This window comes from Streptomyces sp. NBC_01006 (assembly GCF_045162725.1).
Classification (GTDB): domain Bacteria; phylum Actinomycetota; class Actinomycetes; order Streptomycetales; family Streptomycetaceae; genus Streptomyces.
Genome location: NZ_CP108700.1, coordinates 8,049,697 through 8,066,115, shown reverse-complemented (window position 1 = coordinate 8,066,115; position 16,419 = coordinate 8,049,697). Strand labels below are relative to the sequence as shown.

Sequence of the window (16,419 nt, the reverse complement as noted above, 5' to 3'; positions counted from 1 at the left end):
GTTCAGCGCTCCTCGGAGATCGGTTCGCGGGTGGGGGCGGGAGCGGTGGTCCGGACGCGGTCGGGGCCGGGGCCTTCCTCCCATTGCACGCTGAGGATCTGCAGCTCGCGCCCGGTGCGGAGTTCGACCTCCGTGGCCTGCCCGCACCCGGGGCAGACCAGCCGGGGCGGCATGCCGACCGCCCAGTCGCCCGTACAGGAACGGCAGTGCGCGCGGGCGGCGACCGACTCCGTCACGAGCTCGGCGCCTTCGAGGAGGGTTCCCGCGCAGGCCAGTTCGAAGCAGAAGGCGAGTGCGTCGGGGACCACCCCGGCCAGCTCTCCGACCTGGAGCCGGACCGAGGTGACGGCGGTCGCGCCGCCGGCCTCGGCGGCTTCCTCCACCTGCCCCACCACGGCCATGGCGATCGACATCTCGTGCATGGGCCTCCGTCCTGCCGGGCCTCATTAGACCGGCCGGCGCCGTACTGGGCGCTCGGGCACGCCGACGCGCCGACGCCCCGTACGCCATTCGGGCGCCGGGGCGGTCGCACGTCAGGGATCGCGGGGATCACAGGTCACGGATTCATGCGTCACGGTCGCGGATCACATGCGGCGGATCCTCAGGTAGCGCTGGATGTCGGGGAGCACCACGCTCAGAGCGCAGGCGAGGACGGCGACGGCCGCGCCGCCGATGATGACCTTCTTCATGGGTTCTCCTCAGTTGGCGGTGGCGTTGTGCTCGTGGTCGAGCAGTTCCTCGTCCGGGCGGAGGACCAGGTCCAGGACCATCCGTACGGCCTCCGGGACCGCTTGGGCCACCGGCGCGCTCAGGCCGATGCCCTCCTCCAGACTGCCGGGTTCGCAGCCGACGACCCAGATCCGCCGGGGCGGCGCGGTGCCGGTTCCGGCGCACAGGGTGTCCAGCAGGGCGAGCACCGCGTCGGGCGACATCTGGTGCCCGTCGAGTACGGGGCCCTGCGGGGCGAGGGACCCGGGCTCGGCGGCCTCGATCAGGTACAGGGTGCCCGGGGCTCCGCCGCGGGCGGTGGCGTCCACCAGGACGAGCGTGTCGTAGCCGTCGAGGAGCTGGTAGGCGAGGTGGACCCCGCGTACGCCGATGTCCACCACCTCGACGTGCTCGGGCAGCGCGTGCCCGGGCTCGGCCAGCATCCGGACGGTCTCCACGCCGAAGCCGTCGTCGCCGAGGAAGACGTTGCCGATGCCGGCGATCAGGACGCGGCCGCTCACGCGCCCTCCAGGGGGGCGACCTCGTCGGGCTGGAAGTAGAGGAACCGGCCCTGTTCGCGCCGGATGTCGGCGCCCGGGTCCCCTTCGACGGTGACGGCGAGGTGCACTCCGCCGTCCACGTCGTGGAGGACGGCCTCGACCTGGGCCGTGGCCCCCTGGAGGAACAGGTCCTGGGCGTCCGTGCGCCGCAGGCCCGGGCGCAGGACCACCCGGCTGCCAGGTCCCACCGAGGTCCCGTCGATCAGGATCCGGTCGCGGGCCGGATCGGCGGGATCCGCGTGCGCCGGGTCCCACCAGGGGGTGTCCGGCTTGAACACGGCGTCCTCGTCGAAGAGTTCGGCGAACGACTCGGGGGTGGTCGCACCGGGGTCGGTGATCTCGCGGAGCGCCCGGACCGCGCCGTGCAGGCGTTCCAGCACCTCGGGCGGCATGCTCTCGGCCAGGTCGATGACGGCGGCCGCGCGGGCGTCGGTGCCGCGGGCCTCCCGCTTCTCCTGGTCGGTCAGGGCCGCCGTGCGCAGGGCGAGGATCTCGTCGATCTCGGTGGCGTCGTACATGGCCCCGATGGACTCGGGCGCGATGCCGGGGTGGTCCTCCAGGATGATCGGCGAGGACAGCACCACATCGCTGCTGCCCGGTTCGCCGGCGAGGACGGGCCAGGTGTGCCGGTTGGCGCAGGTGGCGACGGAGGCCTTGGCCCACTCGGGCGGGTCGGTCATCGAGAGGAAGGATCCCGCGCTGAGGCCCATCAGGAGGTGGGCCGCGACCAGTGAGCGGGGCAGCACGACGTCGCGATCGGCGCCGGCGGCGGCTTCGGTGTCCGGCGTCCAGTCGCTCGTGTTCTCGACCACCGCCGTGAGTCTGAACGCCCGGTACGGGACGTCCAGTTGCTCCGCGCGCAGCCGCAGCACCCCGTCGGCGCGCTCGGTGCGCCGGATCAGGCGGCCCACCTCCCGGCCGTCGCCGTCGAGGACGGGTTCGGTCTCCTCGCGGGCGGGCCGGACGAAGGGCAGGCAGACCTCGCCCTCCTCCAGCTCCGCGACGGGTACGGTCATTTCGACCCGTTCCTCGGTTCCCTCGTCCCACGGGACCAGGACCCGGTCGGGCAGGTGCAGTTCGGGCACGGCCGCGAACGAGCCGTCCGGGCGGGCCTCTTCGACCGTACGCCGCTGCGCGTGCAGGAAGCGCAGCTCGACGGCGAGGGTGGCCGCGCCGCGCGGTTCCATGACCACTTCGGTGCGCTGGAAGGAGTGCTCGCCGTGCGCGGGGCCCCATGCGGGCGGGACCAGGACGCCGAACTGCCAGCGCAGCCGGTTCTTCGCCGCCGAGGCCCGGTACGGGTAGAGGACGTAGCCCTCGAAGAGGACGGCGTCGGCCACCTGCCGGGCGACGGCGAAGCGTGATTCGGGCAGGGCCGTCGTGGTCATGGCGCGGTCCTCTCGGCGGCCCGCGGCAGTACGGCGCCGGCCCAGGCGGGGTCCGGGGGCGGCGGCTCGGCGGTCGACGCCGCGTCGAGCAGGGTCCGTACGGTCGCCTCCCAGGAGGCGAGCGCGTGGCGGGAGCGGTAGGCGAGCAGGTCCGCCATGGTGTCGCGGGGCAGCCGCAGCCAGCCGCAGCCGGGGAAGTGCTGTTCGACCATCTCCCGCCACACCTCGGCGGGCATCCGGAACGGGGCTTCGCGGTCCCAGGGAACGGGCTCGACCTGGAAGCCCCCGGCGCCGGTGAAGGCCGTACCGGAGAACAGCATCAGCAGCGGCGCCTCGCCGTCCTCCAGGGCGCTGAGGTAGCGGCCGGAGGCGATGTCCATGTCGTACGAGCACGGCACGACCACGTCGGTCTCGGTCTGCCCGGTGAAACTGGGGACCATCACCGAGACCTGGGCGAACTGGAGGGGCTGCAGGGTGGTCCCCCAGCGGGCCCGCTCGCCGAACAGGTCGTGGAGCGCGGCGGCTTCGCCGGTGCCGTAGCCGCGCTTGGCCGGCTCGATGCGGATCTGGCAGCGCAGGGCGAGGGCGTGGACGCGCTTGTCGGCGGCGGTGGTGATGCGCAGCCGGAAGACCAGGGTGGGGCCGGCCGCGTACGGGTCGGCGCGCACCCCGGTGCAGGCGAAGGCGAAATCGGTCACGTCCGCCCCTCCCCCGCCCCGGCCGGGACCTTGGCCCTGCGCTCCACCTGCGCGAAGAAGGCGTTCAGCGCGGCGCGGGCCTCGGCCCCGCCGTCGAATCCCTGCCACAGCAGCCGCATCCGCCCCACCAGCTCGTAGCAGACGTCGATGGGGACGAGGTAGCACTCGGTGCGGCCCTCGATCCGGCGCAGCAGCAGTGCTTCCACGTCGGGTTCGAGCAGCGCGGCGAGCGCCCTGCCGCCGAGTACGTCCTGCCAGGTGGCCGGGTCCAGTTCGCTCTCGGTGGCTCCGGCCGGGCTCGGGTAGAGCGCGACCAGCCGGTCGAGGGCGGCGTTGCGGAAGAAGAAGGCGACGCCGACCGGGATCTGGAGCTGCTCCCAGGCGCCCTCTCCGAGCCGGTGTTCCGGGTCGGTGAGGTAGCGGTCGGGGACGGCGCGGAAGCGCCCGGCGGCGGCGCCGGGCCGGTCGAACAGGAGGGCGCAGGCGGTGCAGGCGCAGACCAGCGCCCGTTTCTCGACCTCCACCAGGTGGCGGTGGCCGTCCTCGGGGACCGCCACCGCGCACAGTTCGCAGCGCTCGGGCCGGGGCGGCCGGGGCCCCGTGAACCGGCGCAGGCCGCGCGCGGCGCGCGGCCCGGCGGAGTCGAGGGCCCCGGCGGAGCCGGTGGCCGGCTCCGCCGTCGCCCAGGGGTGCGGCGCGTTCACCGGGCCCGCGCCGGGGCCTGCGGGCGGGTGCCGATCTGGAGCAGGGGCAGGGGCGGCTCGGCCGCTTCGAGCTCCACCGCGCTCACCTCGGGCGCGAAGCAGGCCAGGGCGTCCTCGACGCTCTGCGGCACGGCGTCCCCGCCGGAACCGCAGCCGCAGCCGCCGCCCGGGGCGGACCGCAGGCGCAGCACGCCGGTGGCCGCGTCGAAGCCGACGAGTTCCACGGGGTCCCGTACGGAGTCCAGGGCTCGGGCGATCCGGGCGTGGACGTCCTCGGGGTGCAGGTCGTGCAGGGCGAGCAGGCTCGCGACGAGCTCGTCGTCCAGCAGCCCGCCGAGGCGCTCCACACCGAGCCGTTCCACGATCCGGGCGAGCCCGGCCCCGTAGAAGTCCATGAGCACGCGCACCAGTTCCTCGGCCGCGGCGCAGGCCTCCCGGTCTCCCGAGGCGGCCAGCCGGTCGAGGACCTCGTCCACCCGCCGGCCCGCCTCACGGGCGTCGGTCGCCGTCGCGCTCATCCGCCGAGTCCGCTCAGTCCGGTGGGCACGTGCATCTGCTTGACCGTATTGCCGTTGCCGACGTACATGTGGACGCCGCAGGGCAGGCAGGGGTCGAAGCTGCGCACGGCGCGCATGATGTCGATGCCCTTGAAGTTCTCCGGGGAGTTCTCCTCGAAGATCGGGGTGTTCTGGACGGCGTCCTCGTACGGTCCGGGGGTGCCGAAGGTGTCGCGGGTGCTGGCGTTCCACGGGGTCGGCGGGTACGGGTGGTAGTTGGCGATCTTGCCGTCGCGGATCACCATGTGGTGCGAGAGCACGCCGCGCACGGCCTCCGTGAAGCCGACGCCGATGGACTCGTCCGGAACCTCGAACTTCTCCCAGGTCTGGGTGCGTCCGGCGCGGACCTCGGCCAGGCCCTTCTCGGCGCAGTGCAGCGCGATGGCGGCCGCGTACGCCTGGAAGTACGTGCGGGCGCGGTTGCGCTCCAGCGCGTTGCTCCACTTCGGGATCTTCCACTCGAAGCGGGTCTCGGGCTTGGTCATGGTGCGGGGCAGGGTGATGACCACGCTGTGGCCGGTGGCCTGGACGTAGTCGGTGTGGACGAGCCCGGACAGGGCGGTGGACCACAGGCGGGCGATGGGGCCGCCGCCGGTGTCGAGGGCGAGGTGGTCCTTGCCGTCGAACCAGCGCGGGGACATCACCCAGCTATACTTGTCGTCGAAGTTCCGCTTCTGCGGGGCCGGGATGGTGTGCTGGTTCCACGGGTGGCGGGCGTCGACCGGGTTGCCGAGCGGGTCGTGGGTGACGAACTTCTCCTGGCCCTGCCAGTCGTCGTAGTACGAGCTGCCGAGCAGGATGCGGATGCCGAGGTTGATCTCGGTGAGGTCGTTGGTGACCAGCTTCCCGTCCACCACCACGCCCGGGGTGACGAACATCTTCCGTCCCCAGTCGGTCATGTTGGCGTACGTGAAGTCGCAGTACTCGGGGTCGTTGAGCGCGCCCCAGCAGCCCAGCAGGACGCGCCGGCGGCCGACCTCCTCGTACCCGGGCAGGGCCTCGTAGAAGAAGTCGAAGAGGTCGTCGTGGAGCGGGACCACGCGCTTCATGAACTCGCAGTACCGCATGAGGCGGCTCATGTAGTCCGTGAAGAGCTGGACGGAGGCGATGGTGCCGACGCCGCCCGGGTAGAGGGTGGAGGGGTGCACGTGGCGCCCCTCCATCAGACAGAACATCTCGCGCGTGTACCGGCTGACCTGGAGGGCCTCGCGGTAGAACTCGCCCTCGATGGGGTTGAGGGAGCGCATGATGTCGGCGATGGTCTTGTAGCCGTGCTCGCCGGCGTGCGGGGCGGGGGTGCGCTCGGCGAGTTCCAGAACCCCCGGGTTGGTCTCGCGGACCATCTTCTCGCAGTAGTCGACCCCGACCAGGTTCTCCTGGAAGATGTTGTGGTCGAACATGTACTCCGCCGACTCGCCCAGGTTGATGATCCACTCGGCGAGGTGGGGCGGCTTCACCCCGTACGCCATGTTCTGGGCGTAGACGGAGCACGTGGCGTGGTTGTCGCCGCAGATCCCGCAGATGCGGCTGGTGATGAAGTGCGCGTCGCGGGGGTCCTTGCCCCGCATGAAGACGCTGTAGCCGCGGAAGACGGACGAGGTGCTGTAGCACTCCGCGACCTTCTTCTGCTTGAAGTCGATCTTCGTGTGGATGCCGAGACTGCCCACGATCCGGGTGATCGGATCCCAGGCCATCTCCACCAGGCCGCTGCCGTCACCGGCCGCCTTCGTCTTCGGTGTCATCTTGTCTGCCGTGACCCTTCTTGGAGACGGGAGCTGGAGGTTCGGAGAGGCGCAGCGGTGGGGCGCGGGCCGGGTGGACGCGGGGCCGCGGGTGGCGCGGTCACCAGGGCTTGCGGTAGCCGGTGGTCAACTGCCGTCCGGGATGGCGCCACTTGGGCTCCTGGTCCACGGTGTGCTCGGTGATCGACCGGAGCTTGCGGATCAGCGTGCCGTAGACCCCGCTGGCGGTGGCGGAGACCTTCGCGCCCGGAGGCTCGTCCATGAACGGCATGAACTTGTCGGGGAAGCCCGGCATGGTGCAGGCGATGCAGATGCCACCCACGTTGGGGCAGCCGCCGATGCCGTTCATCCAGCCGCGCTTGGGCACGTTGCACTTGACGACCGGGCCCCAGCAGCCGAGTTTGACCAGGCACTTGGGCGAGTCGTAGGTCTGGGCGAACTCGCCCTGCTCGTAGTAGCCGGCCCGGTCGCAGCCCTCGTGCACGGTGTTGCCGAACAGCCAGGTGGGGCGCAGCTTGTCGTCCAGCGGGATCATCGGCGCGGAGCCGGCCGCCTGGTAGAGCAGGTAGGTCAGGGTCTCGGAGAAGTTGTCGGGCTGGATCGGGCAGCCGGGGACGCACACGATCGGGATGCCGGCCTTCGAGGTCCAGTCCCAGCCGAGGTAGTCGGGTACGCCCATGGCCCCGGTGGGGTTGCCCTCCATCGCGTGGATGCCGCCGTACGTGGCGCAGGTGCCGATCGCGACCACGGCGAGGGCCTTGGGCGCGAGGCGGTCGATCCACTCGCTGGTGGTGATGGGCTGGCCGGTCTCCGGATCGTCGCCGAAGCCGCACCAGTAGCCTTCGGGCTTGATCTTCTCGTTGGGGATCGAGCCTTCGACGACGAGCACGAAGGGGTCGATCTCCCCGCGCTCCCCCTTGAAGAACCATTCGATGAACGTGTCGGCGCCGCCGACCGGTCCGCACTCGAAGTCGATCAGCGGCCAGTGCACGGCGATCTTGGGCAGTCCGGGGAGGACGCCCATGACGATCTCCTCGATGCTGGGCTGCATCGCTGCCGTCAGGGACACCGAGTCGCCGTCGCAGCTCAGTCCGGCGTTGATCCAGAGGATGTGGATCGGGGGGTCCTCTACTGCCGTGCTCGGCGTTGCTGCATCCATGAGGATCGCTCCTTGGGAAGGGATGCGGGGGGGGTGGGTGGGGCCGGGGACGCGGAGGGGGCGGGGACGGGGACGACGGACGGGGCAGGTGCTCCGCGCCGGCCTCACCCTTCTTGCTAGCAGTCGGCCGGGCCCTGCGCCCTGTCTTGTACGGCCGGTCCAGTGACCCGGGGCCGCCGGGAGGGCAGGGCCGCGGTGCGCCGTCCGGGCACCGTCCGCTCCAGGTGGGCCGGGGTGCGGTCGGCGGGCTCCTTGCGTACGAAGGCGCGGCGCAGGGCGTGGTACGGGGCCTGCGGGTCGAAGAAGGCCTCCCGCATCCGCGCCAGCTCCGCCTCCCGGTAGGCGGCGAGCGGCCGGACGCTCTCGTCGGCGTCGCGGCGGGCCTTCTTGCCGGCGATCCGGGACAGGACGGCGGGCGAGTCCGCCACGCGGACGGCGAGCCGGGACGTCTCGTCGGCGAAGGCCTGCGGGGCGCAGTCGATCGTGCGGTCGACCAACCCGAGCCGGCGGGCGGCTTCGGCGCTGATCGGCAGGGCGTCGGAGGTGAGGCGGTCGGCGACCCCGGTTCCGGTGCGGCGGGGCAGCGTGTAGGTCCAGTACTCGGATCCGTACAGGCCCATCAGCCGGTAGTGCGGGTTGAGGACCACGCCGGTACGGCACCAGACCTCGTCGGCGGCGAGGGCGAGCATGGCCCCGCCCGCGGCCGCGTTGCCGCCGAGCGCGGCCACGACGAACCGGTCGGTGGTGGTCAGGACGGCCTCCACGAGGTCGTCCATCGCGTTGATGTTGGCCCAGGACTCCTCGGCCGGGTCGGCGGCCGCCTCGATGACGCCGAGGTGGATGCCGTTGGAGAAGAAGTCGCGGCCGCCGCCGAGGACGAGGACGGAGACGGGCCGGGTGCAGGCCTCCCGGTAGGCGGCGAGCAGGCGCCGGCACTGCGCGGTGCTCATCGCGCCGCCGGGGAAGGAGAACGTGAGGAAGCCGGCCCCGCCCTGTTCCCGGTAGGTGATGTCGGACCAGGTGCGCGGGCCGTCCGGGTCCGCGTCGGCGGCGTACGGCGGCGCGGGGATCTCGGGGAGCGGCGGCAGCCGGTCGCCGAGGGCGAGGGTGGCGGGGAGTTTGACGGGGGCCGGCTCAGCCGGCTCGCCGGGCGTGCGCCGCGCCCGGAGCTCGGGGATCCACACGGCTCCGTCGGTGGTCGCCCGGCAGATCGCGCCCGCGCGGGTGGCGATCAGCTCGCCGGGGCGGCCGCGCAGCCGGTCCTCGGGGTACCCGCCGTGCAGGAACCACTGGCCTCCGAGCAGCTCGTCGAGTACGCCCGGCTGGGAGTCGGCGGCGCGCAGCGCACGGACGACGCTCTGCGTGGAGTCGTTCGCCCAGTCGATCCGGCGCAGCTCCTGGCGCAGGTACGGCCGGGCGCGGCCGGATCGCTGCCGCTCGGGGACGTGGGTGCCGGAGGCGAAGCGGTCGACGGCCGTCAGCACGGCCGACAGCGCGGCGTCGGCGATCTCGCCGCGGTACGCGTCGCTCTTGCCGACGGGCGGCAGCGGGCAGTCCGCGGTGGCCCAGACGTCGCCCGCGTCCATCTCCTCGCAGGCCTGGAGCACGGTGACGCCCCAGCGGGTCGCGTCCTCGGTGACGGCCCAGTCGAGCGAGGAGGGCCCGCGGTCGCCCAGGGGCCCCGGGTGGACGATCAGGCAGGTCCGGGCGGACCAGACCTCCCGGGGGATGGGTGTCTTCAGCATCGGCGCGAGCACGAGGTCCGGCCGGTGGCGGTCGACGGCTTCGGCGAGGGAGACGCCGGGCAGGGCGAGCTCGACCGCCACGCTGTGCCCGCGGTCCCTCAGTTCTGCGTGTACGCGCTGGGTGAGACTGTTGAACGCGCTGGCGGCGAGCAGGATGTGCACGTGATCTCCCAAGCGTCCGGCCCCCGGCGAGCTGCGGCCGCGGCAGGTACGGCCGCTGGCGATCGTCGACCACGGGCGCCCGCGGGCCCGTGAGGCCTACGGGGGTGTCACCCGGAAGTGGCCACCCGGAACCGCCACCTGGTGGAGGGGCCGGTCCGGAGGCGCGCGGAGATGCCCGGAAAGGGACTGGACGGGGGACCCGTACGCGGCATGCACTGCGCAGGTGGGCCGCGCGGGCCCGTACGACCGCCCGCGTGCCCTGATCCGACCCGACCCGCATCGCATCGCATCGCATCGAGCCGACAGGAGCCGGACCGTGGCCAGCATCGATCCCTTCGCCCCGTCCCCGCTGCACGACCTCATGTACGGGCACGTCCACGCCGCCGCCTTACGGGCCGTGGCCGTCCACCGGATAGCCGACCACCTCGCCGACGGGCCGCGCACCGCCGAGGAGCTCGCCGCCCGGACCGGCACGCACGGGCCCGCGCTGCGGCGGATCCTGCGGTTCCTGGCGACGCGGGGCCTGTTCGGCGAGGACGGCCGGGGCGCCTTCCGGCTGGAGGAGGCCGGGCGGTCGCTGGTCGGCGGCGTGCCGGGATCGCAGCTGGCGAGCGTCCTGCTGCTCACCGACCCGATGTACGCGCGCTCCGCCGACCGGCTCGCGGACACCCTGCGTACGGGCGAGTCCGCCTTCGACCTCGCCCACGGCATGCCGTTCTTCGAGCACCTCCTCAAGGCCCCGGAGGACCGGGCCACGTTCGACGCCGGCATGGCGGCGCATTCGGACCCCGTCGAGGAACTGGTGGCGCAGAGCTACGCCTTCCCGGCGGGCGCACGCATCGTCGACGTGGCCGGCGGCCGCGGCGGGCTGCTGGCCGCCGTACTGACCCGGGAGCCCACTCTGTCCGGCACCCTCTTCGACCAGCCCGCCACCATCGCCGAGCACGTACTGGACCGGCCCGAGCTGGCGGGCCGCTGGCGGACCGCGGGCGGGGACTTCTTCACCGCCGTGCCGGCCGGGGGCGATTTCTACCTGCTCAAGCACATCCTGCACGACTGGAGCGACGAGGACGCGCTGCGCATCCTCGGCTCCATCCGGCGAGCGGCCGGCACCGGTGGCCGCCTGCTCGTGGTGGACGCCGTCCTGCCCGGGGGCAGCGCCCCGCATCCCGGCGTGGAGCTCGACATCGTGATGCTGATGGTCGTCACGGGCCGTGAGCGGACCGCCGCCGAGTTCGAGTCCCTGCTGGCACGGGCGGGCTTCCGGCTGGACCGCATCCTGCCCACCCCGTCCGTGCCCTCGGTGCTGGAGGCCGTAGCCGTCTGATCGCGCCCGCCGCCCGTTCCCTCACGATCTTCAGCGGATATTCTTCATCCGCGCCGGCGAGCAGCCACGGCGCCAGGAAGCAGACGAGATGGAGCCCCGATGGACGTGCAGCACTTCGAGCGGATCACCGCATTCATCGAGGCGCGGCTGACCCCGCTGTTCGACGAGGCCACCGGCAGCGAGCGCGGTTTCGCGATGGACGACACCTCCCGGGCGCTGCGCGCGCTGCGCAACGCCGTGCTGGAGGCCTCCGCGGTCAAGGGGCTCATCGAGAAGCGGGCGACGGCCGAGCCGGCGCTGCGCCGGGTCATCGACCAGTCGGTGGAGCACCACTGGGACGTGCTGCGCGGTATCGCCCGCCAGTGGGAGGACCACGGCGACTTCCTGCGCGAGTACAAGCGGCACGCGTGGGAGCTCGACGAGGCCCTGGCCGCTCCGGCCGCCACGGAGGCCTGAGCCCCGCGGCACCTGTCGCTCCGGTACGGGTCCGCCGTTCCGGAGCGACAATGGGGGTATGAACCACTGCCGAGCCGGCAGGAGACGAAGATGAACGGCTCGGTCCCTATCGGACGTGTCGTCGGAGTGCCGCTGCGCATGCACTGGAGCGTGCCGCTGCTGGTGGTGCTGTTCGCGTACGGGCTCGGCCGCCAGACCCTCCCCGTGTGGACTCCGGGGCGCTCGAACGCCGTCTACACCCTCGCCAGCGTCGTGGGGGCCCTGCTGCTGATGGGCAGCCTGCTCCTGCACGAGACGGCGCACGCCGCGACGGCCCGCCGGAAGAAGATCTCCGTCGAGGACGTCACCCTGTGGGCGCTGGGCGGGATGACCAGGATGGGCCGGCCGCAGACCGCCCCGGCGGCCTTCGCGGTCGCGGTGAGCGGCCCCCTCACCAGCCTCGTCATCGGCGGCGTCGCGGTCGGCGCGGGGATCGGGCTGCACACCCTGCCCGGCTGGGCGGTGCCCGCCGCCGTCCTGGTCTGGCTCGGCTGGACGAACCTCTTCCTCGCCGTCTTCAACCTGCTGCCGGCCTCGCCGCTCGACGGCGGACGGGTGCTCCAGGCTCTGCTGTGGTGGCGTACGGGCGACCGGGACCGGGCGGACCGGGCGGCCTCGCGCATGGGGCAGGTCATGGGCGTGCTGCTGGCGGCCGTGGGCTGGATCTCCTTCCTCCGCGGCGTGTCGAGCGGGCTGTGGCTCGTCTTCATCGGCCTCTTCATCACGTTCGTCGCGGGCGCGGAGCGCCAGCACGCCGTGTTGCGCACGGGGCTGCGGGGCGTGCACGTGGCCGATGCGATGTCCAGCCCGGTGGCGACCGGCGCCGACTGGCTGAGCGTGCGGCGGTTCATCGACGAGGTGGCCGTGGAGTCCCGGCATTCCGCCCTGCCGCTGCTCGATTTCGACGGCCGCCCCAGCGGGGTGGTGCACGTACGCGGGCTGGCCCGGCTGCCGGAGGCGCAGCGGGAGGCTCTGCGCGTGCGCGACGTGGCGACACCGCTGGAGCGGTGCGCGGTGGCAGCCCCGGGCGATCTGCTGGGCGAGGCCCTGGACGCTCTGCGGCCGGGGACCGGGCTGCCGCTCCTGGTGGTGGACTCGGACCGGCTGGTGGGGATCGTCACCGCGAAGGACGTCACCCGGCTCATGGAGCGGCAGGCGCTCGGCGGGGGCGGGGCCGGGGGCCGGGAGCCCGAGTGAGGCACCGGCGGGCGCGCGGCGGGACAATGGGGGTGCGATGACGTACGTAGCCGTGAGCGCCCTCAGCCATGCCGGGCTGGTACGCGACCACAACGAGGACAGCCTCGTCGTCGGGCCGTGGACCCTGTGCGCCGGTGTGACCCGCAATCCGCAGACGTTCGTGTTCCCGCTCGGTTCGCCGCTCGTCGTCGCGGTCGCCGACGGGATCGGCGGACAGCCGGCGGGCGAGGTGGCCAGTGCGCTGGTCGTACGCCAACTGGCGATGCTCGGGCCCTCCTTGGACAGCGAGGGAGCCGTCCGCGAGGCGCTCGCCCTGTGCAACCACGCTGTGTACGCGGCCGGTGACAGCGATCCGGAGCTGGCCACCATGGGCACCACCGTGGCGGGTGCCGTCGTACTGGAGGATTCGCTGATCTCGTTCAACGTCGGCGACAGCCGGGTGCTCGACGCCACGGCGCAGGAGGTCCGACAGGTGAGCGTGGACGACAATCCGCCGCTGGAACCGGGGCAGCGCACCACGTCCCTGCTGACCCAGGCGCTCGGCGGCGCCCGTCGGCACAGCGGGATCACCCCGCACGTGTCGACGGAGCCGCTGCCGGCCGGAGCCCGCTACCTGGTGTGCTCGGACGGGCTGACCGACCCGGTGCCGCCCGAGGAGCTCGAAGAGCTGCTGCGGGTGCACGACGACGGCAAGGCGGCGTTCGAGCTGTGGAAGGCCGCCATCGAGGCCGGCGGCCCCGACAACATCACGCTCGCCCTGGTCAGGATCGGCGACTAGCGTGCCGTTCGGCTCGGACGGTGACCGACCGTGACCGTACGCTATGGCCTGCGGCGGGGCTTGCCGGCCTTGCTGCTCTTGCCGCCCTTGGCGCTGCCCTTGGTTCCGCCGGAGCCGGCGCGCGGGTTCTTGCCGCCCGACTTCCCGGCCGCCGAGCCCCGCCCCGCGCCCGCCGCGTCGGGGCGCTTGCGCTGCTTCGGCTGCGGCGGGGTCGGGGCGCCTCGGCCGCGCGTGCTGTTGACGGTCCGGCCGCGCACGATCCCGATGAACTCCTCGACCAGGTCGGTGGGTTCACCGTCGAGTTCGAGGAACGACAGGGCCACCCGGGACTGCGGGGCGTCCGTCACCGTCCGGTACGTGAGGTCCTTGCGGTGGTGCAGGCGGGCGAGGGACTGCGGGACGAGGAGGACGCCGATCCCGGCCGCCACCAGCTCGATCGCGTCCGCGGTCGTGGCGGGGCGTTCCAGCGCGGGCCGCCCGGGCAGGCTCTCCCAGTCCAGGGTGTCGTCCAGCGGGTGCAGCACGATCTCGTCGGCGAGGTCCTCGGTGGAGACCTCTTCCACGGCTGCCACGAGGTGGTCCTTCGGGACCACGACGACCGTGGTCTCGGTGTAGAGGGGGATCGCGGCCAGGCCCGTCCGGTCGATCGGCAGCCGCACGAAGGCGGCGTCGGCGTCGGTGCCCCGCAGTACGTCCGGGGCCTCGGCGGCGGACACCTGGAGGAGGGTCAGCGCGACGTCGGGCAGGCGCTCCTTCCAGATCCGCACCCACTTGCCGGGCGTCACTCCGGGGACGTACGCGAGCCGGAACGAGGGAGATGCGGTGGGCGATGCCGTGGGAGATGCTTCCGAGCCTGTCACCCGCCCAGATTACCGGCCGTGGTCAGAAGTAGCGCACACGCTCGATACCCTTGACCCCATGACGTCGCACAAGACCACCCAGACCATGAAGCCCGCCACCGCGGCGAAGAAGCTGGGTGTGTACCTCGAAGCCACCCCCGCTGAGTTCCAGGAGGGTGTCGTGACCCGCAGCGAGCTGAACGCGCTGCAGGCCGAGCCGCCCCAGTGGCTGCAGGAACTGCGACGCAACGGCCCGCACCCCCGCCCCGTGGTCGCGTCCAAGCTCGGCGTCTCGATCGCGGGCCTCGCGCGCGGTGGGGTCACCGAGGCCCTCACCACGGAGCAGATCGACGCGCTGAAGCAGGAGAACCCGGAGTGGCTCCAGAAGGAGCGCGCCACCCAGGCCGATGTCCGCAAGGAAGCGGTCCGCATCAAGGAGAAGCAGGCCGAGCAGGCCGAGCGCCAGCAGCAGTCCGGCTCCTGACCGACGTGCGCCGGGGGGCGCCGGGGCGGCGCCTCGGGCGCCGGAAGTGCCCTGAAGCGCCCCTCCCGTCCGTATTTCTGCAAAGATCACCGGAATGCGGACGGCGCGCCCTGGGCAGAGCTTCGGCGTGATCTCCCGACTCCTCGCCCCGTTCCGGCGCTCCAGCACCCTCGTCTTCTCCGCCGACTTCGGATCGACCTCCCGGTGGGTCGCCGGCCGGACCTCGGCATTCCCCGACAACGGCCCGGTCAATCCGGGCGACAACAAACTCGATCATCTCGTCGACGACCCCTCCTACAGCCGCGGCGGGACCTTCCGCGCCACCCGCCGGCCGGACGGCAACTGGGACTCCGGACTGCTGACGACCGAAGGCAGCGACGAGGGGTTCCTGCTCCGCGCCGAGGACGTGCTGGAAGCCCGGGTCCGGCTGCCTGAGGCGGTCGGCGCCTGGCCCGCGATCTGGACCTGGCGGGACGGCGGCCAGGAGGTCGACGTCTTCGAGTACCACCCCGACAACCCGGACCTGCTGGAACTCTCCAACCACGTCCGGGGCGGGGGCTCGCACTACTTCCACGACCCCGCCATCCGCCCCGGCGCTTGGGTCGACCTCAAGGTCAAGTTCGGTACGAACGCGGTCGTCTGGTGGGTCAACGGCACCCGCGCGTACTCCGACCACAGCGGGGTGGGCCGGCGCTGGCGGGCGTACCTCATCGTGAACCTCTCCGTGTGCGCGGGCCGCTACCACCCGGCACCCGACCCCGGCGTCCAGGAGATGTCGTACGAGGTCTCGGACCTGCGCGTGTACCGCAGTTAGACACGGTCCAGGGGTGTCCGGCGGATCAGGGTCACTTCTCGGTGACCTGCGCGCCGACGATCACACCACCGGACACGGTGTAGGTGCCCTCGTACGACCTCAGCGTGCCGTCCGTCTGGAGCGCACGGATCACGACCCGGACCCGGCCGGGGTCCACCGTGTTCGCCGAGCCGAGCGAGATGCTCGCCGTCGTGTCGTACCCCGCCACCCACTTCGCGTAGGAGGTGTGGGCGATGTACTTGCCGCCGAGTTCCCAGGCCGCGGCGAAGTCCCGGTTCGCGAGGTCCTGGTAGTACTCCTCCACGACCTCGCCCGGATCGTCCACACGCGCCGGACTCGGCTCGACCGGAGGCTCGACGGGCCTGGTGGCCGATGCGGACGGGAAGGCGGGAGGAAGGGTATCGCTCGATCGCGGGGTGGGAGGCGGGACGACCGCCGACGGCAGGGAGGATCCGCTGTCCGTTTCGGACGGCAGGCCGCTCGGGGCCGCGCCGGCCGCCCGTTCCACAGGCGTGGGAGCCACGGCGAGAAGAACGGCCGTGCTCCCCCAGCCCACCACCACGAGAGCCGCCACCAGCCACAGCAGCCACTGGGGAAGCACTGTGTATCCCACGCGGACGTAGCCGCGCCCGGCGGGCCGGGTGGGTGGCATGGTCATCTCCTCCGAGCCCCCTCGCTCACAGACCGCGGATCGCCTCTTCGATCGGCTCCGCGAGGGAGACCAGCGCGGTGAATCCCGCCACCGCACTCAGGAGCGCCCTGGCGAACAACCTCAACTTGCCCATACGCGGGTTCTCGGCGGCGAGTTCCTCGCGCGCGTCCTCCGCGATCTCGATCAGATCGGCGCGTTCGGGGTGATCGGAACGGCCGAGTTCCTCGATCAGCCGGGAGACCAGGTCCCGGATCTCCTGGGGCGATCGCTGTCGGCCGTCCCCTACCTGTGTCGACCCGCTGCTGTGGACCTCGACCCGTGCGTTCCTGCCGCTCGCCACGGCGGAAGAGACGACTTGCGAGCCCCCCGAGGCGATGATCCCGTCATTGCTCCGCATTTCTTTCCTCGCC

19 protein-coding genes are annotated in these 16,419 nt (G+C 72.5%); 6 read left to right on the top strand and 13 right to left on the bottom strand.

The features are described 5' to 3' along the window. Positions 1–2 precede the first annotated feature (2 nt). The 10 genes from hypA to OG509_RS36575 all read right to left on the bottom strand — a co-directional run bounded on the left by hypA (position 3) and on the right by OG509_RS36575 (position 9,423). Positions 3–422: a hydrogenase maturation nickel metallochaperone HypA gene (gene hypA / locus OG509_RS36620; protein ID WP_406186878.1), complete on the bottom strand. Its 420-nt coding sequence runs from the start codon at positions 420–422 to the stop codon at positions 3–5. 162 nt (positions 423–584) lie between these two features. After that, complete coding sequence (locus tag OG509_RS36615) at positions 585–689, bottom strand: DUF6893 family small protein (RefSeq protein WP_406186877.1); 105 nt, start codon at positions 687–689, stop codon at positions 585–587. 9 nt (positions 690–698) lie between these two features. Continuing rightward, on the bottom strand, positions 699–1,229 hold the full coding sequence (locus OG509_RS36610) for a hydrogenase maturation protease (RefSeq protein WP_406186876.1): 531 nt from the start codon (positions 1,227–1,229) through the stop codon (positions 699–701). Further along, a complete protein-coding gene (locus OG509_RS36605) occupies positions 1,226–2,656 on the bottom strand; it encodes a hypothetical protein (protein ID WP_406186875.1) in 1,431 nt (476 codons plus the stop codon). Before OG509_RS36605 ends, OG509_RS36610 begins: the two co-directional genes overlap by 4 nt. Then, complete coding sequence (locus tag OG509_RS36600) at positions 2,653–3,354, bottom strand: DUF6084 family protein (RefSeq protein WP_406186874.1); 702 nt, start codon at positions 3,352–3,354, stop codon at positions 2,653–2,655. The genes OG509_RS36605 and OG509_RS36600 overlap by 4 nt, the downstream gene beginning before the upstream one ends. Beyond that, positions 3,351–3,968 (bottom strand): DUF5947 family protein, encoded by a 618-nt coding sequence (locus OG509_RS36595; RefSeq protein ID WP_406187799.1) that lies wholly within the window; start codon positions 3,966–3,968, stop codon positions 3,351–3,353. The genes OG509_RS36600 and OG509_RS36595 overlap by 4 nt, the downstream gene beginning before the upstream one ends. A gap of 86 nt (positions 3,969–4,054) precedes the next feature. Then, the gene (locus tag OG509_RS36590) at positions 4,055–4,576 is read right to left on the bottom strand and encodes a hypothetical protein (protein WP_385575062.1); all 522 of its coding nucleotides are present in this window, start codon (positions 4,574–4,576) and stop codon (positions 4,055–4,057) included. Continuing rightward, complete coding sequence (locus OG509_RS36585) at positions 4,573–6,357, bottom strand: nickel-dependent hydrogenase large subunit (RefSeq protein ID WP_406186873.1); 1,785 nt, start codon at positions 6,355–6,357, stop codon at positions 4,573–4,575. The genes OG509_RS36590 and OG509_RS36585 overlap by 4 nt, the downstream gene beginning before the upstream one ends. 100 nt (positions 6,358–6,457) lie before the next feature. Beyond that, positions 6,458–7,516: a hydrogenase expression protein HypE gene (locus tag OG509_RS36580; RefSeq protein ID WP_030856634.1), complete on the bottom strand. Its 1,059-nt coding sequence runs from the start codon at positions 7,514–7,516 to the stop codon at positions 6,458–6,460. A gap of 116 nt (positions 7,517–7,632) precedes the next feature. Then, complete coding sequence (locus OG509_RS36575; RefSeq protein WP_406186872.1) at positions 7,633–9,423, bottom strand: hydrogenase maturation protein; 1,791 nt, start codon at positions 9,421–9,423, stop codon at positions 7,633–7,635. Between the two features lie 316 nt (positions 9,424–9,739). Between OG509_RS36575 and OG509_RS36570 the strand changes: the two genes are divergently transcribed. The 4 genes from OG509_RS36570 to OG509_RS36555 all read left to right on the top strand — a co-directional run bounded on the left by OG509_RS36570 (position 9,740) and on the right by OG509_RS36555 (position 13,220). Then, complete coding sequence (locus tag OG509_RS36570; protein ID WP_406186871.1) at positions 9,740–10,750, top strand: methyltransferase; 1,011 nt, start codon at positions 9,740–9,742, stop codon at positions 10,748–10,750. 99 nt (positions 10,751–10,849) lie between these two features. Then, entirely contained in the window at positions 10,850–11,206 is a 357-nt protein-coding gene (locus OG509_RS36565; RefSeq protein WP_385575073.1) for a hypothetical protein, read from the top strand. Between the two features lie 90 nt (positions 11,207–11,296). Next, positions 11,297–12,442 (top strand): site-2 protease family protein, encoded by a 1,146-nt coding sequence (locus OG509_RS36560; protein ID WP_406186870.1) that lies wholly within the window; start codon positions 11,297–11,299, stop codon positions 12,440–12,442. Between the two features lie 37 nt (positions 12,443–12,479). Next, entirely contained in the window at positions 12,480–13,220 is a 741-nt protein-coding gene (locus tag OG509_RS36555; protein WP_406186869.1) for a PP2C family protein-serine/threonine phosphatase, read from the top strand. Between the two features lie 41 nt (positions 13,221–13,261). On the opposite strand, the gene OG509_RS36550 is transcribed toward OG509_RS36555, so the two are convergent. After that, on the bottom strand, positions 13,262–14,080 hold the full coding sequence (locus OG509_RS36550; protein ID WP_406186868.1) for a LysR family transcriptional regulator substrate-binding protein: 819 nt from the start codon (positions 14,078–14,080) through the stop codon (positions 13,262–13,264). Positions 14,081–14,138: 58 nt separating this feature from the next. Between OG509_RS36550 and OG509_RS36545 the strand changes: the two genes are divergently transcribed. Both OG509_RS36545 and OG509_RS36540 read left to right on the top strand, forming a co-directional pair. Beyond that, entirely contained in the window at positions 14,139–14,543 is a 405-nt protein-coding gene (locus OG509_RS36545) for a DUF5997 family protein (RefSeq protein ID WP_406186866.1), read from the top strand. Positions 14,544–14,670: 127 nt separating this feature from the next. Further along, entirely contained in the window at positions 14,671–15,357 is a 687-nt protein-coding gene (locus OG509_RS36540) for a beta-glucanase (protein ID WP_406186865.1), read from the top strand. A gap of 31 nt (positions 15,358–15,388) precedes the next feature. Here OG509_RS36540 and OG509_RS36535 read toward each other — a convergent pair whose 3' ends face one another. Both OG509_RS36535 and OG509_RS36530 read right to left on the bottom strand, forming a co-directional pair. Continuing rightward, positions 15,389–16,009 (bottom strand): hypothetical protein, encoded by a 621-nt coding sequence (locus tag OG509_RS36535; RefSeq protein WP_406186864.1) that lies wholly within the window; start codon positions 16,007–16,009, stop codon positions 15,389–15,391. A gap of 25 nt (positions 16,010–16,034) precedes the next feature. Beyond that, positions 16,035–16,406, bottom strand: a complete 372-nt coding sequence (locus tag OG509_RS36530) for a hypothetical protein (protein ID WP_406186863.1) — start codon at positions 16,404–16,406, stop codon at positions 16,035–16,037. Positions 16,407–16,419: the final 13 nt, after the last annotated feature.